Origin of the sequence: Actinomadura chokoriensis (assembly GCF_039529475.1) — a bacterium.
GTDB classification, from domain to species: Bacteria; Actinomycetota; Actinomycetes; order Streptosporangiales; family Streptosporangiaceae; genus Spirillospora; species Spirillospora bangladeshensis.
Genome location: NZ_BAAAMW010000030.1, coordinates 24,083 through 41,746, shown reverse-complemented (window position 1 = coordinate 41,746; position 17,664 = coordinate 24,083). Strand labels below are relative to the sequence as shown.

17 protein-coding genes are annotated in these 17,664 nt (G+C 72.7%); 7 read left to right on the top strand and 10 right to left on the bottom strand.

The genetic code is table 11. From position 1 onward, the window contains the following. Positions 1–25 precede the first annotated feature (25 nt). The 4 genes from ABFX46_RS38185 (at position 26) to ABFX46_RS38170 (ending at position 3,087) form a co-directional block, all read left to right on the top strand. Positions 26–625 (top strand): sulfite oxidase-like oxidoreductase, encoded by a 600-nt coding sequence (locus ABFX46_RS38185; protein ID WP_346048878.1) that lies wholly within the window; start codon positions 26–28, stop codon positions 623–625. Continuing rightward, positions 595–1,350, top strand: coding sequence for a ferredoxin reductase (locus tag ABFX46_RS38180; protein WP_346048877.1), 756 nt, complete (start codon positions 595–597; stop codon positions 1,348–1,350). The genes ABFX46_RS38185 and ABFX46_RS38180 overlap by 31 nt, the downstream gene beginning before the upstream one ends. Position 1,351: 1 nt before the next feature. Next, entirely contained in the window at positions 1,352–1,648 is a 297-nt protein-coding gene (locus tag ABFX46_RS38175) for a DUF6510 family protein (protein WP_346048876.1), read from the top strand. A 104-nt stretch (positions 1,649–1,752) separates the two neighbouring features. Then, a complete protein-coding gene (locus tag ABFX46_RS38170; protein ID WP_346048875.1) occupies positions 1,753–3,087 on the top strand; it encodes an MFS transporter in 1,335 nt (444 codons plus the stop codon). A 16-nt stretch (positions 3,088–3,103) separates the two neighbouring features. Here the strand turns inward: ABFX46_RS38170 and ABFX46_RS38165 are convergent, their stop codons facing one another. Then, the gene (locus ABFX46_RS38165) at positions 3,104–3,733 is read right to left on the bottom strand and encodes a PaaI family thioesterase (RefSeq protein WP_346048874.1); all 630 of its coding nucleotides are present in this window, start codon (positions 3,731–3,733) and stop codon (positions 3,104–3,106) included. Positions 3,734–3,918: 185 nt separating this feature from the next. On the opposite strand from ABFX46_RS38165, the gene ABFX46_RS38160 reads away from it, so the two are divergent. Next, positions 3,919–4,413 (top strand): DUF4870 domain-containing protein, encoded by a 495-nt coding sequence (locus tag ABFX46_RS38160; RefSeq protein WP_346048873.1) that lies wholly within the window; start codon positions 3,919–3,921, stop codon positions 4,411–4,413. A gap of 1 nt (position 4,414) precedes the next feature. Here ABFX46_RS38160 and ABFX46_RS38155 read toward each other — a convergent pair whose 3' ends face one another. The 3 genes from ABFX46_RS38155 to ABFX46_RS38145 all read right to left on the bottom strand — a co-directional run bounded on the left by ABFX46_RS38155 (position 4,415) and on the right by ABFX46_RS38145 (position 7,944). Continuing rightward, entirely contained in the window at positions 4,415–5,239 is an 825-nt protein-coding gene (locus ABFX46_RS38155) for a TIGR03619 family F420-dependent LLM class oxidoreductase (protein WP_346048872.1), read from the bottom strand. Between the two features lie 53 nt (positions 5,240–5,292). Further along, positions 5,293–7,014 carry a hypothetical protein gene (locus ABFX46_RS38150; RefSeq protein WP_346048871.1) on the bottom strand — a complete coding sequence of 574 codons (1,722 nt, stop codon included), beginning with the start codon at positions 7,012–7,014 and terminating at the stop codon, positions 5,293–5,295. 246 nt (positions 7,015–7,260) lie between these two features. Next, positions 7,261–7,944, bottom strand: a complete 684-nt coding sequence (locus tag ABFX46_RS38145; RefSeq protein ID WP_346048870.1) for a cyclase family protein — start codon at positions 7,942–7,944, stop codon at positions 7,261–7,263. A 44-nt stretch (positions 7,945–7,988) separates the two neighbouring features. Here ABFX46_RS38145 and ABFX46_RS38140 point away from each other — a divergent pair, with 44 nt between their 5' ends. Together ABFX46_RS38140 and ABFX46_RS38135 are read left to right on the top strand one after the other, a co-directional pair. Further along, the gene (locus tag ABFX46_RS38140; RefSeq protein WP_346048869.1) at positions 7,989–8,816 is read left to right on the top strand and encodes a HipA family kinase; all 828 of its coding nucleotides are present in this window, start codon (positions 7,989–7,991) and stop codon (positions 8,814–8,816) included. Further along, complete coding sequence (locus ABFX46_RS38135) at positions 8,813–9,214, top strand: DUF3037 domain-containing protein (RefSeq protein ID WP_346048868.1); 402 nt, start codon at positions 8,813–8,815, stop codon at positions 9,212–9,214. The genes ABFX46_RS38140 and ABFX46_RS38135 overlap by 4 nt, the downstream gene beginning before the upstream one ends. Here the strand turns inward: ABFX46_RS38135 and ABFX46_RS38130 are convergent. From ABFX46_RS38130 to ABFX46_RS38105, 6 genes are all read right to left on the bottom strand, one after another. Beyond that, positions 9,211–10,119: a hypothetical protein gene (locus tag ABFX46_RS38130; protein WP_346048867.1), complete on the bottom strand. Its 909-nt coding sequence runs from the start codon at positions 10,117–10,119 to the stop codon at positions 9,211–9,213. The genes ABFX46_RS38135 and ABFX46_RS38130 overlap by 4 nt on opposite strands. 150 nt (positions 10,120–10,269) lie before the next feature. Next, positions 10,270–11,163: a helix-turn-helix domain-containing protein gene (locus tag ABFX46_RS38125; RefSeq protein WP_346048866.1), complete on the bottom strand. Its 894-nt coding sequence runs from the start codon at positions 11,161–11,163 to the stop codon at positions 10,270–10,272. Positions 11,164–11,241: 78 nt separating this feature from the next. Continuing rightward, the gene (locus ABFX46_RS38120) at positions 11,242–12,084 is read right to left on the bottom strand and encodes a GNAT family N-acetyltransferase (RefSeq protein ID WP_163057080.1); all 843 of its coding nucleotides are present in this window, start codon (positions 12,082–12,084) and stop codon (positions 11,242–11,244) included. Positions 12,085–12,230: 146 nt separating this feature from the next. Further along, a complete protein-coding gene (locus ABFX46_RS38115; protein ID WP_346048865.1) occupies positions 12,231–13,865 on the bottom strand; it encodes an alpha/beta hydrolase in 1,635 nt (544 codons plus the stop codon). A gap of 146 nt (positions 13,866–14,011) precedes the next feature. After that, positions 14,012–15,631 (bottom strand): alpha/beta hydrolase, encoded by a 1,620-nt coding sequence (locus tag ABFX46_RS38110; RefSeq protein ID WP_346048864.1) that lies wholly within the window; start codon positions 15,629–15,631, stop codon positions 14,012–14,014. Between the two features lie 283 nt (positions 15,632–15,914). Then, positions 15,915–17,576 carry an alpha/beta hydrolase gene (locus tag ABFX46_RS38105; RefSeq protein WP_346048863.1) on the bottom strand — a complete coding sequence of 554 codons (1,662 nt, stop codon included), beginning with the start codon at positions 17,574–17,576 and terminating at the stop codon, positions 15,915–15,917. Between the last annotated feature and the right edge of the window lie 88 nt (positions 17,577–17,664).

Here is a 17,664-nt window from a genome sequence, read left to right as displayed (position 1 = left end):
CCGAGCGGGGGGAAAGGACGGCGCCATGCCCATCATTTCCCGTGGATTCCACGGACGGCGCCCATCGGGTGACCACGAACTGCCGCCCGGCCAGTACGAGACGCTCGATTTCCCGGTGCTCTCCGCGGGTCCCACTCCGCGCGTCCCGCAGGACGAATGGGAGTTCACCATCAGCACCGAGACCGGCACCGAGCACCGCTGGAGCTGGGCCGATCTGATGGCGCTGCCCGCCGAGACGCCGACCGTCGACCTGCATTGCGTCACCAAATGGTCAAAATTCGGCACCGAATGGCGCGGCGTTTCTTTGGACGTTCTCTTCGAGGACGTGGAGAGCGCCGCCGATTTCACCCTCGTCCACTCCTACGGCGGCTACACCACGAATCTCCCGCTGGCGGACCTGCTCGACGGCAAGGCGTGGATCGCCTACGGCTACGACGGTGAGGAACTGCCTCCGGAACACGGCGGCCCGGCCCGCCTCCTCGTCCCGCACCTGTACTTCTGGAAGTCGGCGAAATGGGTGCGCGGGATCCGGCTCGGCCTCGCGGACGAGCCCGGGTTCTGGGAGACCGCCGGCTATCACGACTACGGAGATCCATGGCGGGAACAGCGGTACCAGGGCGACTAGGCGGGCCGCTGCGCTGGCACACCGCCGAACTGCTGGAGCGGCGCGCCGAGACCGCGACGGCGGTCACGCTCGTCTTCGAGGTGACCGGGTGGCCGGGCCACGTCGCGGGCCAGCACGTCGACGTCCGGCTCACCGCCGAGGACGGGTACAGCGCCCAGCGCAGCTACTCGGTCGCGTCCGCGTCCGACGGCGAGCGCGTCGAGCTGACGGTCCAGCGCGTGGTGAACGGCGAGGTGTCGCCCTACCTCGTCGGCGAGATGATGCCGGGCGACCTGGCGGAGGTCCGCGGGCCCGTCGGCGGCTGGTTCGTGTGGCGGCCCGAGCAGACCGAGCCGGTCCTGCTGGTCGGGGGCGGCTCCGGCATCGTCCCGCTGATGTCCATGGTCCGGACGCGGGACGCGGCCGGCAGCCGGGTGCCGTTCCGGCTGCTGCAGTCGGTGCGCGGCCCGGACTACCGGTTCTACGCCACCGAGCTGTACAAGGGCTCCCCCGGCCTCGACGTGACCTACCTCTACACGCGCAGCACCCCGGCGGGCGGGACGCGGCCGGCGGGGCGGCTCACCCCGGACGACCTGATCAAGCACGGCTGGCCCGCCGACTTCGAGCCGACCTGCTACGTGTGCGGCCCGACGGGCTTCGTCGAGAGCGCCGCCGCCTACCTGGTCATGCTCGGCCACGCCCCCGAGAGAGTCCGGACGGAACGCTTCGGCCCCAGCGGAGGATGACATGGCCACCCTCGACGACCACCTCGCCGGCGACCGGGACCACTTCGTCGACGGCAACGTCCTCGCGGGCCCGCTGTCGGAGGTCTTCGCCGCCGACCTGACCGCCGCGCAGAGCCGCTGCGCCAACTGCGGGTGCACGGGCTCGGTCGCCGCGCTCCGCGTCTACGGGGACGCGCCCGGGTTCGTGGCGCGCTGCGCGCGGTGCGACCACGTCGTCCTCCGCGTCGTGCACGGCGGCGGCAGGGTCTGGCTCGACCTGCGCGGCACGGTCGCGCTCGCCATCCCGGTGGACGAGTGACCAGAGCGTTTCGGCACTTTCTACGGTTTCGGCGGTGAAGTCAGCGGGAAACAGCTGATGGCAACCGCAGAGGCCGACGGGGGCGGTCGGAAAGGCAAGCTCCCATGGTCCTGGATCCGGGCGAGGCCGGGCGCGCACGCGCCGCCGACCCCGCCGAACGGCGCGCGCAGGTCCGCAAGGCCGCGGCCGCGAGCGTGATCGGCACGTCCATCGAGTGGTACGACTTCTTCCTCTACAACACGGCCGCGGCGATCGTCTTCAAGGACGTCTTCTTCCCCGAGTCGAGCGACTACGCGGGGACGCTGTCGGCGTTCGCGACCTACGCGGTCGGGTTCGCGGCCCGGCCGATCGGCGCGGCGATCTTCGGGCACTGGGGCGACCGGCTCGGCCGCAAGGCGACGCTGATCGTGACGCTGGTGCTGATGGGGGTGTCGAGCGCGCTGATCGGCGTGCTGCCGGGCACCGAGACGATCGGCTGGGCGGCGCCCGTCCTGCTCGTCCTGCTGCGGATCCTGCAGGGCATCGCGGTCGGCGGCGAGTGGAGCGGCTCGGTGCTGCTGTCGATGGAGTGGGGCGACCGGAGGCGGCGCGGGCTGATGGCGAGCCTGCCGCAGCTCGGCGTGCCGATCGGGCTCATCCTCGGCACCGGCATGATGACCGGGATAGCGCTTTCGGCGGACGAGGCGTTCAAGGGCTGGGCATGGCGCGTCCCGTTCCTGTTCAGCCTCGTGCTCGTCGCGATCGGGCTGTGGGTGCGGATCCGGGTGATGGAGACGCCGCTGTTCGCCGAGGTGGTCGCCCGCAACGAGGTCGCCCGCGTGCCGGTGGCCGAGGTGGTGAAGCGGCACCCGAAGGAGATCGTCCTGAGCGCGCTGCTGCGCTGCTCGGAGCAGATGCCGTTCTACCTGTTCACCTCGTTCGCCCTCACCTACGTGGACGACCACCTGAACAAGGCGGAGGGCCTCGCGCTGAGCGCGGTGACGGCGGCGGCCGTGCTGGAGCTGTTCACGATCCCGGCGGCCGGGCACCTCGGCGACCGGATCGGCCCGCGCCGGGTGTACGCGACCGGGTCGCTGCTCATCGCGGTCTTCGCGTTCCCGTACTTCGCGCTGCTGAACACCGGGATCGCGGCGCTGATCGTCATCGCGGTGGTGGTGGCGCAGATCCCGCACGCCGTCCAGTACGGGCCGCAGGCGTCGCTGATCGCCTCGGTGTTCCCGACCCGGCTGCGGTACGGCGGGGCGGGCATCGGCTACCAGCTCGCGTCGGTGTTCGCGGGCGGGCCGGCGCCGCTGCTCGCGACGTGGCTGCTGCACGACTACGGCTGGCAGGCGATCTCGATCAGCATGATCGTGGCGTCCGCGCTGACGCTGACCGCGCTGAGCCTGCTGCCCGCGCCCGTCGCCGACCGGGTGGAACCGGCGGCCGCGAAGGCGTGACCCGGGGCGGGCCGGGTCAGGAGTGCGGGACGAACCGCTGCGGCATGATGAACATCGCGGTGGCCTCCACCGTGACGCGGCCGTCCGGGCCGCAGATCGTGCCGGACGCGTACACCTTGCGCCCCTCGACCCGGCTCGCCTTCGCCTCCACCGACAGCGGGACGCCGAGCGGCGTCGGCCGCCGGTAGCGCGTCTCCAGGGTCGCGGTCATGCCGGGCGTGCCGGACGCGGCCGCCGCCATGCCGAGGACCTGGTCGAGCACCATCGCGGACACGCCGCCGTGCACGTAGGAGGGCGGGCCCTCGTAGACGGTGCTGAGCGTGAACTCGCCGCGGACGATGCCGTCGGAGCCGACGGTCAGCTCGACGGGCGGCGCGAGCGGGTTGAGGGCCCCGGTGACGGGGTTGCCGATCTGCCGGTCCATCCGGCGCTCGCCGGACGGGACGAACGGCGGCGCGTCCCGCCGGTCGGCGGCGAGCCGCGCGGTCAGCGCCTCGATCTCGGCGGCGACGGCGGCCGCCTCGGCGGTGCCGACCGCGGTGAGCACGGTGGCCTCGGCCAGCTCGCGGACGCGGGCGGCGAGAGCGCTCAGCGCCGCCGCCTCGTCCTCCCCCAGCAGGGGCCGTTCCATCGGGATCCCGCTCATGCAGCCTCCTCGCGGAGGCGTTCCCCCCGCAACCACCGCCCCATTGGCCGAACGCAATTCTAGAATAACGCCGCGACCGCTCCGGACACCGGGTCCCGGGTCGGCGGCGCCGCAGCGGCGCGGCCGGTCGGGATAGATTCCTGCCGTACCCTCCGAAGCCGGACCCCAGAGCGCAAGGACGACTCGTGACGGACCAGCCCCCGCCACCCGGGCAGCAGCCTCCGCCGTATTCGCAGCCCTACGGGCAGCCTCCCGGGGGCTACTACGACCCGCGCTGGGGGTACGGCCCGCCCGGCGTCCCCTACGGCGTGCCGCAGCAGGGTCCGCCGGAGGAGACGACCTGGGCGATCTTCGCCTACCTCGGGAACGTCCTGATCGGCTTCCTGCCCGCGCTGGTCATCTACCTGGCGAAGAAGAACTCCTCGCCGTTCACCCGGTTCCACGCGGCGCAGTCGATGAACCAGCAGCTCACCATGCTGATCCACGTCCTGGCGGTGGTGGCGGTGTGCGTGCCGCCCGCGATCGCCATGGAGGCGCCGGCGTTCCTCGCCCTGCTGATCGTCCCGTACCTGGAGCTGCTGATCGCCGGGTGGACGTTCATCATCCTCGGCGCGGTGAAGGCGGGCAAAGGGCAGTACTACCGCTTCCCGACCTTCTTCTGCTTCCGCATGATCCGCTAGCTCACAGGTAGGCGCGGGCGTAGCCGTCCAGCACCGGCAGGACGGCGTCGCGGCCGCCGGCGGGGACGCGCAGCACGACCTCCTCGATCCCGAGCGAGCCGTAGTAGCCGAGCTTCTCCGGGGTGGGCAGCGTCCCGAAGGGGATCACGGGCACCATGGCGCGGCCCGCCTCGTCGCAGGCGCGGCGCAGGGCGGGCAGCGCCTCGCGGATGCCCGCGCCGCCGATCGGCAGCCAGCCGTCGCCGTACTCCGCGATGTGCGCGAACAGGGTCGGCCCCGCCGCGCCGCCGAGCAGCACCGGGACCCGTCCGGCGGGCTTGGGCCACGACCAGCTCGGCGCGAAGTCCACGAACTCGCCCTCGAAGGACGCCTCGTCCTCCGTCCACAGCGCGCGCATGGCGAGGACGTGCTCGCGCGCCACGGCCCGCCGCCGCTTCCACGGCACCCCGTGGCCGGCGCCCTCCTCGGCGTTCCAGCCGTAGCCGATGCCGAGCGCGACGCGCCCGCCGGCGAGCCGGTCGAGCGTCGCGACGGCCTTCGCGGTGACGATCGGGTCGCGCTGCGCGGGCAGCAGGATGCCCGTCCCGAGCATGATCCGCTCGGTCGTCACGGCCGCCGCGGCGAGCGCCACGAGCGGGTCGAGCGTCCGCGCGTACTCGTCGGCCAGGGTGTCGTCCCCGGTCGGCGGCGGGGTCGCGCGGGACACCGGGATGTGCGTGTGCTCGGGGATGTAGAGCGAGCGGAACCCGCGCTGCTCGGCCTCGCGGGCCAGCTCGTGCGGCGGCATCGTCCGGTCGGTCGCGAACATCGTGATCCCCAGCCGCACGCCGCCCCCCTCGCCCTCGCGTCCCGGGCACTCTACGGGACGAGGCGCCCCGCTCAACCGGCGCCCTGCACCGCCTGCTCCTGCCGGACGCTCCCGCCGGGAGCGAAGGCGACCTGCCCCTGGACGGTCCCGCCGTTCATGATGAGCGAATTGCTCGTGATCGCCGCGACCTCGCCCCGATAGGCGGAGACGTCGATGTTCCGGTCGTACTGGAGATGGTCGAGAAGCCCTTCCAGAACGCGGCGCTCGATCAGCCGGGTGTACTTGTTGACGTCCAGTTTCTGAAGAAAGGTGGAAAAGCCGGGTTCGGCCGCGCTTTCCCGGAGGGAAAAGCGGGCGCCGTAGTCGTAGCTGAAGAACCGCCACGGATCGCCGTCCTTCTCGCGCGGCGGGAACAGCATTTCCCGGCCGGCGCCGGCCAGCCGGAAGGGCGCGGCGACCACCTCGGCGAAGGCCGCGGGCCACACCAGCCGGAGCGCCAGCGCGAGGAACCTCCCGCCCCGGTACCCGGACAGGACGTCCACGACCCGGAACGCCTTCCGGATCGGCGGCAGCGCGTTGCAGACGAACTGCGCGTAGAGGGTGCGCCCCTGCACCGCGAGGTAGAGGAAGGCGTTGATCTGGATGCCCTCCTCCCGGGCCGGGACGAGCGGGTCGTTCCGCGCGTCCTTGACGGACTCGCCGTGGACCTCCAGGGTGATCCGCTGGTAGCAGCGGATGTCCGCCTGCGGGTTGCGGACCAGCGCCTCGACGGCCGGCTCGCGCGCCTTGGAGAAGGGCCGCCACCCCTGCTCGTCGATCAGCGGATGGCCCGCGAAGTACACGCGCGGATCGCGCGGCCCGAACGGACGGCGGCCCTGCGCGCAGATGCCCTCCGCGACGATGTGGTCGTCGACCAGCAGGGCGACCGATTCGCCGGGCGCCAGGCCGTCGCGCATCTCGGTCACCCGCTTGCGGACGGCCTCGCGCAGCTCGACCGGGTCGACCGGCAGGGGCGGGACGCCGGGCTTGGCCGGACGGGCCCGGTCCAGACCGATCACGACCGACCAGGCCCGGGTGAGCCCGTCGCTGACGTCGCCGGAGCCGATGAACGGATTCTCGTGCGAGTAGAGCGTGACGTTGCCGTCCTGCGCGGCCCCCACGCACCTGATCCGCTCCATGATCGCGGAGGAGAACCCCGAGGGAACGGGCGACGGGCCTTCTGGGCCGAGCGAGCGGAGTGCCAGCAGCAGCCGCACCCGGTGCCCGACGACGACCCCGACCATGCCCGCGAGCAGGAGGAAGGCGAGCAGCGGCCCCATCCACATGTGGCCGCCCTCGGCGGGCGCCTCCTCCGGCAGGGACGAGATGCCGTCGACCCCGTCCTCGCCCGGCAGACCGCCGTCGATGCCGCTGGACAGGAGTGAGACCGCCGCAAAGGCGGCGAACAGCACCGGGAAGGCCGCGAACAGCAGGACGACCCCCACGACGGCCCGCATCCGGTGCCCGGTGAAGTAGTCGACGGCGAGCGCGAAGGCGAGCAGCGTGGCCAGCACGATCAGCGTGGCCTTCCACGACGCCAGCAGGCCGATCGCGAGCAGGACGGTGATCGCGGCGTCCCGGTGCACGCGCAGCCGCCGCGCCTGCAGGCAGTGCATCAGCACCGGCCGGAGATCGAACCCGTAGGAGGGCACCACGGCGCGGTGCTCCCGGTACAGGAATTCCTTGATCACTCTTCGGGAGAGCGGCTCGTCGACATAGGCGCCGGCGCACAGATGGCGCGTGGAATTCTGCATTCGGGAGGCATCGTCGAGCGGCGGCCGCGAAGGCGCGTGCACGAAGTGCCCGCGCGGTGCGCGCACGGTTCCGTCGTTCCCGTCCGGCATGAAGATCTCCCCGCCGCTCGCCCCTGAGGCGCCCAAGGTAAACCCGCGCGGCACGGCGGAACAACGCAGATGATTGGCCACGTTGCGCCACGGAAAACAACGAGCATTTCGGAATTCCTGCTATTTGCCCGAGATGCCCGCGTTCTCGGTCGGGTGTCAGACGAGGACGGGTCGGTCGTCCACGCGGGCGACCGCGCGCACCGGGGCGCCGTCCGCGGCGGCCAGGGCGATCGGGAACAGGGAGACCTCGATCGCGCAGCCCGCCTCGTAGGCGCCGGCGACCGCGTCCAGCCCGGTCAGGTTCTCGGCGATCACCGCGCCCGCGCCGCAGAGGACGCGGTGCGCGGCCAGGGAGAAGTCGTCCGAGCCGGGCGGCGGGGTGCGGTCCACGCTGAGGGCGTCGACGGCCACGGTGCGGACGCCGGCGGCGATGATCGCCTCCGCCGTCTCGGGTGCGGGGTAGGGGTGCGCCAGGTAGGCGCCGGTGCCCCAGTGGGCCGACCAGCCCGTCGCGATGAGCAGGACGTCGCCGGGTTCGAGGCCGGGCGGGAGCGCGTCCGGCGGTATGGGGGTGCGGGGCGCCAGGCCGCGGACGTCCATGACCGCGGCCGGACCGGTGAAGCGGGTCAGGGGCAGCTCGTCGAGGCGGGGCAGCGCGTCGTCGATGTGGAACGGGGCGTCCACGTGGGTGCCGGTCTGCGACCCCATGTGCAGCCGCAGGACGTTCACGCCCGACTCGGCGACGGTGAGGGCCGGGACCGCCTCCACCTCGGGATCGCCCGGGTAGACCGGCATGCCCGTGGTGATCGGCACGGAGAGGTCGAGCAGCTCAACGCCCATATGCCGATTGTCGCGCACGCGCCCCCAGCCGATAGCGTTGCGACGTGTTGCCACATGTGACGGCCATCCGATACGTGACGCCGCTCCGCGAGGGCGGCTCCCTGCCGGGCGTCGTCGAGGCCGACGACCTCGGCACCTACGTCATGAAGTTCCACGGCGCCGGGCAGGGACGCAAGGCGCTGATCGCCGAGGTCGTCGCGGGCGAGCTGGCCCGCAGGCTCGGCTTCCGGGTGCCCGATCAGGTGCTCATCGACCTGGACCCGGCCATCGGGCGGCACGAGCCCGACCCCGACGTGCAGGACCTCCTCAAGGCCAGCCCCGGCTGGAACCTCGGCGTCGACTTCCTGCCGGGGTCGCTCGGCTTCGACCCGCTGGGGTGGAGCCCCGACCGCGACTTCGCGTCCCGGGTGCTGTGGTTCGACGCGTTCATCGGCAACGTCGACCGGAGCTGGCGCAACCCGAACATGCTCGTGTGGCACGGCGGCGTGTGGCTGATCGACCACGGCGCGAGCCTCATCTTCCACCACGCGTGGACGAACGCGGCCCGGCTGTTCTCCGGCCCGTACGACGTGGACGACCACGTGCTGACCCCGTACGCGACCCGGCTGGAGGCCGCCGAGGCCGAGCTCGCACCGAAGATCACCGAGGCGCTGCTGCGCGAGGTGACCGGCCTGGTGCCCGACCGGTGGCTGGAGGGCGAGCCCGGGTTCGCCGGGCCGCAGGAGCTCCGGGACGCCTACGTCGACATCCTGCTGCCGCGCGCCGGCAAGCCCCGCGACTGGCTGCCCGAGCTGGACGTCGGCGGTCGCGCGCCGGACACGTCGGCGCGGCGCGGGGAGAACCGCCCCGGCTGGCTCGGCGGTCCGTCGTGAGCAACATCAGGACGGCCGGGGAGCCGTCGGTGTTCGAGTACGCGGCGCTGCGGATCGTGCCGCGGGTCGAGCGCGGCGAGTCGATGAACGTGGGCGTGGTCCTGTACTGCCGGGCGCTCGACTACCTCGGCTGCCGGACGCACCTGGACGACCGCCGCCTCCTCGCCCTGGACCCCTCGCTCGACCTGGAGGGCGTGCGTGCGTCGCTGAAGGGCGTGGAGGCGGTGTGCGGCGGCGGCGAGCGCGCCGGGCAGGCGGCGGCCGAGTCGCCGGGGCGGCGGTTCCGGTGGCTGACGGCGCCGCGCAGCACGATCGTCCAGCCGGGCCCGGTGCACGCCGGCCTCACCGCCGACCCGGCGGCCGAGTTGGAGCGGCTGCTCGGCCTGCTCGTCCTCTAGTCCCACTCCCAGCGGATGCCGTGGTAGCCGGCGGCCATGCCGAACTCGATGAAGTGGGCGCTGTGGTAGCTGGACAGGCGCAGGTCGGCGGAGTCCTTCAGCGCGGTGTGGCCGTCGGGGCGCCACGTCCGGTAGCAGCGGGCGGGCAGCGCGGACGGGTGGAACCGCACCTCGATGAGGAACTCGTGCTGCGGGGTGCGGAAGCCGCGGCCCTCCTCGGTGATGGGCGGGCCCGTCTCGTCGAACCCGAAGCCGTACTCCAGCAGGTAGGTCTCGCCGCGGCCGAGCGCCCGGTCGAACAGCAGCTCGGCGGCGATGAGGCCGCTGGCCTCGTCCATCCGGACGCGGCCGAACCGGCAGCCGCGCACCGTCCGCGACGAGGGCAGGACGCCCTGCGGGTGGTGGTACACCGCGATCCACCGGTCGACGCCGCGCTGCTGCGCCTGGAACACGGCCCGGCAGCGGACCTCGCGCAACTCCCGGCGGCGGCCGACGATGTACTGGTCGTGCAGGCTGAGGCCGGTGAGCAGCCGCTCGCCGCGGTCGCCGATCTCGTCCAGCAGGTCGCGGACGCCCGGCTCGGGGCACAGCTCCTCCACCGGCAGCCACGCCCCGGCGGTCCGCTCCATGGTGGGCTTGAGCAGGGTCAGCAGCGAGTGGCGCGGCAGTTCGAGGATGACCTCCAGGCCGCGGACGGCGCGCAGCGAGTCGGCGCGCTCGGGCCTGGTCCGGCCGCGCTGCCAGTAGCTCAGCGTGGACAGGCTGACGGCGATGCCCTGCTCCTCCAGGCGGCGCCGCAGCGAGTCGAGGCTGAGGCCGCGCGCCTGGATGGCGGCGTGGAGGGCGACGTTGAACGGACCGTACTGCAGGACCTGTAGGAGGTCGTCCTCTGCGACACTCTGCACTTGGACACTCTGCACTTGCGGCCTCCGGATCAGCTCCGGCCGGCCCCCGTCCAACGGCCTTGACTCCTGCAATTGCAACTTCCGCGCTCACTGTAAGGCCCATGGCCCCCGTTGCCAACAGGCAAGTTCCCACAACCGGGGGTCCAAACGCTAGTGCCACTCCCATTCGACGCCGACGATGCCGCGCCGGACGGCGCCGACGGCGATGTTCGCGCTGCCGGACGCGCCGACCCACAGCTCGCCGAGCCGTTGCCGCGGGGCCCGCGAGCTCTCGGCGGTGAAGCCGTAGCAGCGGGCGGGCAGCCGGTCGCCGTCGAACTGGACGATCGCGACGTAGTCGTGGACGGGATGGGAGAAGCGCCGGTCGTAGCTGTCGGACGCGGGCTCGCCGGCCGGGCCCAGCTCGTACTCGACGACCGCCGTGTCGCCCGCCGACAGCACCCGGTCGAAGACCAGCTCGAACGCCATCAGGCCGCCCTCGGCGCGGACGCGGCCCGGCCGGCAGTACCGCACGCGCGCGAGGGCGGCACCGCCGCCGTCCGCCGCGGCGCCTCCGCCGGTCGCGTGGACGCAGACGACGCGGTCGATGCCGTCGCCCGCCGCGCGCAGGACGGTGCGGACCGACAGCGTCCAGGAGCGGCGCGCCCCGTCCAGCCGGTAGACGTCGTGGATGCTGAGCCGCTCCAGCCGGTGGTCGCCGGACCGGTCGAGCTGCCCGACGAGGCCGGCGTAGCGCTCGGGGTCGGGCCACAGCTCGCGTCCCGCGCGGCCGCCGCCCGCGCCGGGCCCGGCCGGCGTCCGCGCGGCCGCGGCGGTGGGCGCGGGGTCGTCCAGCAGCTCGGTGAGGGTGCCCTGCGGCACCTGGAGGATCTCCTCCAGCGCGGCGACCACGGTGCGCGAGCGGGGCCGGCTGCGGCCGCGCTGCCAGTAGCTGAGCGTGGCCACGCTGACGGTGAGGCCGCGCCGCCCGAGCCGGTGGCGGATCCGCTCCAGGGTCAGCCCGCTCGCCTGGACGGCCTGCCGCAATGCCCCGGCGAACTCCACGGCGGGATGGTACCCGCCGGGCAAGATCAAATCAGGTACCGGGGCGGATCGGGCACGCAGCGACAAGCCGGACGCAGGTCAGAACAGGATCGACATGAAAGAACCCAGCTCGCCGAACCCGACCCGGCGGTAGGCGGCCCGCGCCCGCGTGTTGAAGTCGTTGACGTAGAGCGAGACGGTCGGCGCGACGCTGCGCAGCGCCTCGGTGACCACCGCCGCCATCCCGGTCTCCGACAGGCCCCGGCCGCGCAGGTCGGGCGGCACCCACACGCCCTGCACCTGGCAGGCGCGCGGGGTGACGGCGCCGATCTCGGCCTTGAACATGACGCGGCCGTCCTCGATGCGGGCGAACGCGCGGCCGTCGCGGATCAGCTCGGCGACGCGGGCGCGGTAGAGCACTCCCCCGTCGCCGGCGTTGGGCGACACCCCGACCTCTTCGGTGAACATCGCCACGCAGGCCGGGTAGACGATGTCGAACTCCTCCATCCGGACGCGCCGCACCCGCGGGTCGGCGGGCACCTCGGGCACGGCCGAGGTCGCCATCACCGGCTGGGACGCGCGGACGGCCCGCGGCGGCCCCCAGTACGGCGCGAGGATCTCCCACAGCTCGCCGACGGCGCCGACCGGCCCGACGATGGACGAGCAGCGCCGCCCCTGCGCCTGCGCCCGCTCGGCGAACGCGCGGACCGCCTCCGGCCCGGCCGCGACCGGGATCAGGTTGGCGCCGGAGTAGCACAGCGAGACGAGCCGCCCGTCGCGCAGGTATCCCCACATCTGCGCGCCGAGGCGCCGCGGGTCGAGCCCCGCGGCGTGCACCCGCGAGCTGACGAACACGTTGGACACCGGGTCGGCGTCCAAGATCGCGAGGGCCTCCGCCCGGTACCGGTCGTCCAGCACGCGCACCGGCATCGAGCCCAGCATGCGCATGGTTACCGGCCCCTGGACGGGAGCGGCCCCCGCTCGGCCCTCACCACTGAAAGCTCCACGTGGACAAGCCTATGCGGTACCGGGCCCGCGCACCTCCGCGGGCTCGGTACCGCCGGTCCGGCACCGGCCCCGCCCCGGGGTCAGCGGTTCGCCGGGCCCTGGCCGGCGCGGCCGGGCTCCTTGCCCGCGGCGGGCTCGGGTGCCGGGCCCGCCGTGCACCGGGCGTCCGGCCCCAGCCGGTTCGGAGGCAGCTCCCCGGTGCCGAGGTAGGCCGCGACGTGCCTGTCGACGCACTCGTCACCGGAGAAGGAGACTCCGTGGTTGTGCCCGCCGTCCTGCACGAGCAGCCTGGACGTCGGCAGCCTGCGGTGCATCTCCAGCGCGCCCGGGTACGGGGTGGCGGCGTCGTCGGTGCCCTGGACGAGCAGGATCGGCGGCAGCGACGACGGGCCCTGCACCCGCGGCGCCGGGCCGCCCTGCACCGGCCAGAACGCGCACGGCGCGTTGTACCAGGTGTTGCTCCAGGTCTCGAAGCGGTTGCCCGCGCGGTACAGGCGCCGGCTGTCGGCGTGCCAGCGGGCCCAGTCGCGCGGCCACGCGGCATCGCGGCACTGGACGGCGTTGTAGACGGTGTAGTTGTTCTGGTCGAGCCGCGTCAGCGGCTCCCACGCCTTGCGCAGCGGCCCGGCGTCGTGCCGGACGGCGAACGCCGACAGGGCGCGCGCGTGGTCCGGCCAGGCGTAGTCGGCGTAGCCGTCGGCGAGGAACACGTCGTCGAGCTCGGACGGGCCGATCCTCCCGTCGATCGGCTTCAGCTTGAGCGAGGCCCGCACCCTGGCGTAGGCGTCGGCGACCTTCTGCCCGGTGTCGCCGAGCGCGTAGACCTTGTGGTGGCGGGCGATCCAGGCGAAGTAGGCCCGGATGCGCTTCTCGAACGCGACATTCTGGTCGAGGTTGTCCTGGTACCAGACGCCGCTCGGCTTCACGACGCTGTCGAGCACCATGCGGCGGACGTGCCCCGGGTACATCGTCGCGTAGACGGCGCCGAGGTAGGTGCCGTAGGAGTAGCCGAAGTAGCTGATCTTCCGCTGGCCGAGGGCGCGCCGGATCGCGTCCATGTCGCGCGCCCAGTCGGCCGTCCCCATGTGCGGGAGGACCTTCCCGTACCTGCGGCCGCAGTCGTCGGCGAACGCCTTGGCCCCGGCCGTCCACGCCTGCTCCTCCGCGGTGCTCGCGGGGACCGTGTCCTGCCGCGCGCGGCCCGGGTCCTGGTAGCCGGGGTCGCAGATGAGCTCGGGCCTGCTGGCGCCGACGCCGCGCGGGTCGAAGCCGATCCAGTCGTAGGACGCGGCGACGCGCTTCGGCAGCGACCGGGTGAAGAAGGCGGGCAGGTCGCGCCCGTGGGCGCCGGGCCCGCCCCGGTTGAGGAGCACCGCGCCCTGCGACTTCGCGGCGGTGTGCCGGGCCCGGGTCAGGGCGAGCGTGACCTTCTCGCCGTCCGGGCGGGCGTAGTCGAGGGGGACCTGAAGGGACGCGCACTGCAGGCCCTTGAGCCGGGTGCCCTCCACGGGGTCCTTCGCGGGGCACGCCTTCCAGGCGAGGGCGCGCGGCGCCAGTGCGGTCTGCGGGGCCCGCTGCGGGGCGCTCTGCGGGGCGGCGGCCTGCGGGGCGGCGCGCTCGGCCGCGGCGGCGGGGGTTCCCATGGCGGCGGCTCCGAGCGCGACCGCCGCGGCGGCCGTCCCGGCCGCCGTCCTTCTTCCAGCGTCGTTCAGCACCCCCGCTTTCTACCGGCCGGGCGCCGCGCGCCGCGGGAACCGCGGGATCGCGCGATTCCGGGCCAACCGGGGCCACCGGCCCGAAACGAACCGCGGCCCGCCCGCCCCGGCAGGGGGGCGGACGGGCCGCGGCGTACCGCCGGGTCCTACGGGCGTCCGACCGGAAGGTCCTTGCCCGCGGCGGCGCGGGCGGCCTTCAGCGTCATGGCCGTCGGGTCCGGGTCGTTCAGCGCCGGGACGGCCTTGCAGTAGGCGTCCGGTCCGCGGTGGCCCGCCGGCAGCGCACCCGTGTCGAGGTACGCGGCGACCTTGTCGTCCAGGCACGCGTTGCCGTTGAGGGTGTTGGCGTGGGTCTTGCCGCCGACCTCGAACACCAGCCGCGAGGACGGGAAGGCCTTGTGCATCTCAAGGCCGCCCGCGACCGGCGTGGCCGCGTCCTCGGTGGACTGGACGAGCAGCATGCCCGGCAGGTTCCTGCTGCCGTGCAGCCGGAACGCCGGCCCGCCCTGGAAGGGCCAGAAGGCGATCGGGGCGTTGAACCAGACGTTGCTCCAGGTGTTGAACCGGTAGCCCTGCCGGTAGAGCTTCGCGGCGTCGTGGTGCCACTTGCTCCAGTTGCGCGGCCAGCGGGCGTCGGCGGCCTGGACGGCGTTGTAGACGGCGAAGCCGTTGTCGTCGCCGCCGGGGTTCATCCAGTAGAGGAGCGCGGAGGCGTCCCCGTCGTTCGCCCACGCGGAGAGCGCCTCGGCGAACGGGATGTAGTAGCCGGTGTTGTACCCGGCGGACAGGACGGTGTCGTCCAGCTCGTCCGGGCCCATCTGCCCGCCGATGGGCGACTTCTTGGCGGCGGCGCGGATCGCGTAGTACTTCGCCTCGACGGCCTTCTCGGTCGTGCCGAGGTGGTAGATCGAGTCGTACTTGGCGATCCAGGCCCACCACGCCTTCATGTTGTGCTCGAACGCCTTGTCCTGCTCGAGCTGGGCGTCGTACCAGACCGTCTTCGGGTTGACGTTGCCGTCCAGGACCATCCGCTTCACGCGGTTGGGGAAGAGCGTGGCGTAGGTGGCGCCGAAGTAGGTGCCGTAGGAGAACCCGTACCAGCTGATCTTGTCCTGGCCGAGCGCGGCGCGGATCGCGTCGACGTCGCGGGCGGCGTCGGTCGTGCGCATGTGGGGCAGCAGCCAGCCGAACTTCTTCGCGCAGTCCTGCGCGTACTTGCGCGACTTGGCGATCCAGGCCTTCTCCTCCTTCCACGAGCTCGGGACGTAGTCCGGGCGGATCGGGTCGGAGAAGTTCGGGTCGCAGGTCAGCGCCGGCTTGCTGGACCCGACGCCGCGCGGGTCGAACCCGATGATGTCGTACTTGGCGGCGACGTCGGCGTGGCCGACCCCGCCGATCCAGCGGGCGAGGGCGGGCGCGTAGGCGAGGCCGGAGCCGCCGGGGCCGCCCGGGTTCACGAACAGGACGCCCTGGTAGTTCTTCTCGTCGGTGTGCCGGTAGCGCGACACCGCGATGGAGATCTTGCGCCCGTTGGGCCGGCTGTAGTCGAGCGGGACCTCGACCTGGGCGCACTGGGCGTTGTTCATCGGGTCGCTCGGGCCGCTGACCTCGCACTTGCCCCAGTCGATGCCCGCGGCCGCGACTCCGGACACCGGCCGGGCGGCACCGGCCGCCGGGCCGGTGTCCGCGCTCGCGGGGAGGGCGGCGGCGAAGCCGCCCCCCGCCGTCACGACCGCCGTGGTCGCGACGATGACGATCTTCTTCACGTGACCCCCTCGGATCGGCGGCTCCGGATGCCCCGTCGTTGGGCCGGAGGGGGGAGCGGCGCCGATGCATAGCGGATGCGGATTGCGTGGAGATTGTGGCGGTTATGTCGCTTATGGCGGCAGGGCGCGGTGCGACTGGATGCGAAATCGTGACAAGATCATCGGAACTTCGTGACATCCGTGCGCGTTCGCCGCACCCGCTTGCGGGTAGCGGCCGCGGGACACGCGGAAGGGCCCCGGGGATCGCTCCCCGGGGCCCTCGCGTGCGGCCGTCCGGCAGGCGTCAGCGGATGACGTCGGCCTTCAGGGCGCCGGCCTTCGGCGCGACCGTCCCGGTCAGCGTCCTGGCGGCCGCCTGCGACGGCGGCACCGGGTCACCGAGCTGCGGGACGTGCACGGTGCGCCGCTCCGGACGCTCTCCCCGCAGGAAGTAGGCGTCGAAGTAGGCGTCCACCTCGGCGGAGCCGCGGTGCACGATGCAGTGCGTGCGGTCGCCGTCCTGGACCACCAGGCGCGAGCCCTTGAGCCGGCGGTGCATGTCGAGCGCGCCCTCGTACGGGGTGGCCGCGTCGGCGGTCGACTGGAACATCAGGATGTTGCGCGGCAGGTCCCGCGTGTGCCCGATGTTCACCGGCGTGCCGGCCTTGGCCTTCCAGAACAGGCACGGCGCGTTGAACCAGACGTTGCCCCAGGTCTCGAAGGGGTGCTTCCGGTTGATCCGCGTGTTGTCGCGATGCCACTTGGCCCAGCTCGTCGGCCACTGCACGTCGGTGCACTCGGTGGCGAGGTACATCGCGTTGCCGTTGTCGTCGGACTCTCCGGTCGTCGGGGCGCCGAACGTCCCGGCGAACGCGGCGGTGTCGCCGGCCTTGTAGGCCGACAGCCCGGCGGCGTAGCCGTGCCAGACGGCCTGGCTGCGGCGGTACCCGGCGTTCAGGATGACGTCGGTCAGCTCGTCCGGCCCGACGGCGAGGGTCTGCCCGCTGTCGGCGTCGGTGTAGTAGACCGGCTTCTTCTTGAGCTGCGCGCGCAGGTCGTAGAAGAAGTCGCGCACCTTCCGCTGGGTCGTGCCGAGGTGGTACACCGAGTCGTACTTGGCGATCCAGCCGAAGTAGTAGTCGATGTTGATGTCGAACTGGACGTCCTGCTTGAGGTTGGCGTCGTACCAGACGTCCGACGGGCCGACGTTGCCGTCCAGCACCATCTTGTCGACGTTCCTCGGGTACATGGTGGCGTAGGCCGACCCGAGGTAGGTGCCGTACGAGGCACCGTAGTAGTCGATCTTGTCGTTGCCGAGCGCCTTGCGGATCGACTCGATGTCGTTCACCGAGTCGACGGTCTTGACGTGGTTCAGCAGCCCGATCCGGTCGTTCTTCGCGCAGTCCTCGGCGTAGGCCTTGGACCGCTTGAGCCAGGTGCCGACCGACCTCCAGTCACCGGTGCCGTAGTCCGGACGCGGCGCGTTCGCGGCCGTCGGGTCGCACCGGAGCGCCGGGACGCTCATCCCGACGCCGCGCGGGTCGAACCCGATGACGTTGTAGGCGTCGCGCATCGCGGCGGAGTTCTGCGCGAACACGCGCGGCCCGAACAGCGCGCCGCCGCCGCCCGGTCCGCCCGGGTTGACGATGATGTCGCCCTTGGCCGCGCCCTTGCCGGTGTGCGGCGTCCGGGTGAGCTGCAGGGTGATCTTGGTGCCGTTCGGCTTGGCGTAGTCCAGCGGCACCTGCAGCTCGGCGCACTGCACGATCTTGGAGACCGGGTACAGGCCGTCGTAGAAGTCGTGCACGGTCTGCACGAAGTCCGTGGGGCACGCGTGCCACTTCGCCGCGGCGGGGTCGAAACCTCCGGCCGTTCCGGCGGAGGGGCCCGCGGCCTGGGCGCTTGTGGCGCCCACGCCGGTGAGACCGAGCCCGGCCACGGCGGCCACGACAACGATCCTCTTCACATATCCCCCTAACGTGCTGACTCCGGTTGAGTCAGACATACGGGTAAATGACAGGAGATTTTGACGCTGTCGCGGCGGGCCTCGACAG

Bases quoted from the DNA above. Each gene is read 5' to 3' on its own strand.
- ABFX46_RS38185 (WP_346048878.1), top strand. From the start codon at position 26: ATGCCCATCATTTCCCGTGGATTCCACGGACGGCGCCCATCGGGTGAC.
- ABFX46_RS38180 (WP_346048877.1), top strand. From the start codon at position 595: ATGGCGGGAACAGCGGTACCAGGGCGACTAGGCGGGCCGCTGCGCTGG.
- ABFX46_RS38175 (WP_346048876.1), top strand. From the start codon at position 1,352: ATGGCCACCCTCGACGACCACCTCGCCGGCGACCGGGACCACTTCGTC.
- ABFX46_RS38170 (WP_346048875.1), top strand. From the start codon at position 1,753: ATGGTCCTGGATCCGGGCGAGGCCGGGCGCGCACGCGCCGCCGACCCC.
- ABFX46_RS38165 (WP_346048874.1), bottom strand. From the start codon at position 3,733: ATGAGCGGGATCCCGATGGAACGGCCCCTGCTGGGGGAGGACGAGGCG.
- ABFX46_RS38150 (WP_346048871.1), bottom strand. From the start codon at position 7,014: ATGCAGAATTCCACGCGCCATCTGTGCGCCGGCGCCTATGTCGACGAG.
- ABFX46_RS38145 (WP_346048870.1), bottom strand. From the start codon at position 7,944: ATGGGCGTTGAGCTGCTCGACCTCTCCGTGCCGATCACCACGGGCATG.
- ABFX46_RS38120 (WP_163057080.1), bottom strand. From the start codon at position 12,084: ATGCTGGGCTCGATGCCGGTGCGCGTGCTGGACGACCGGTACCGGGCG.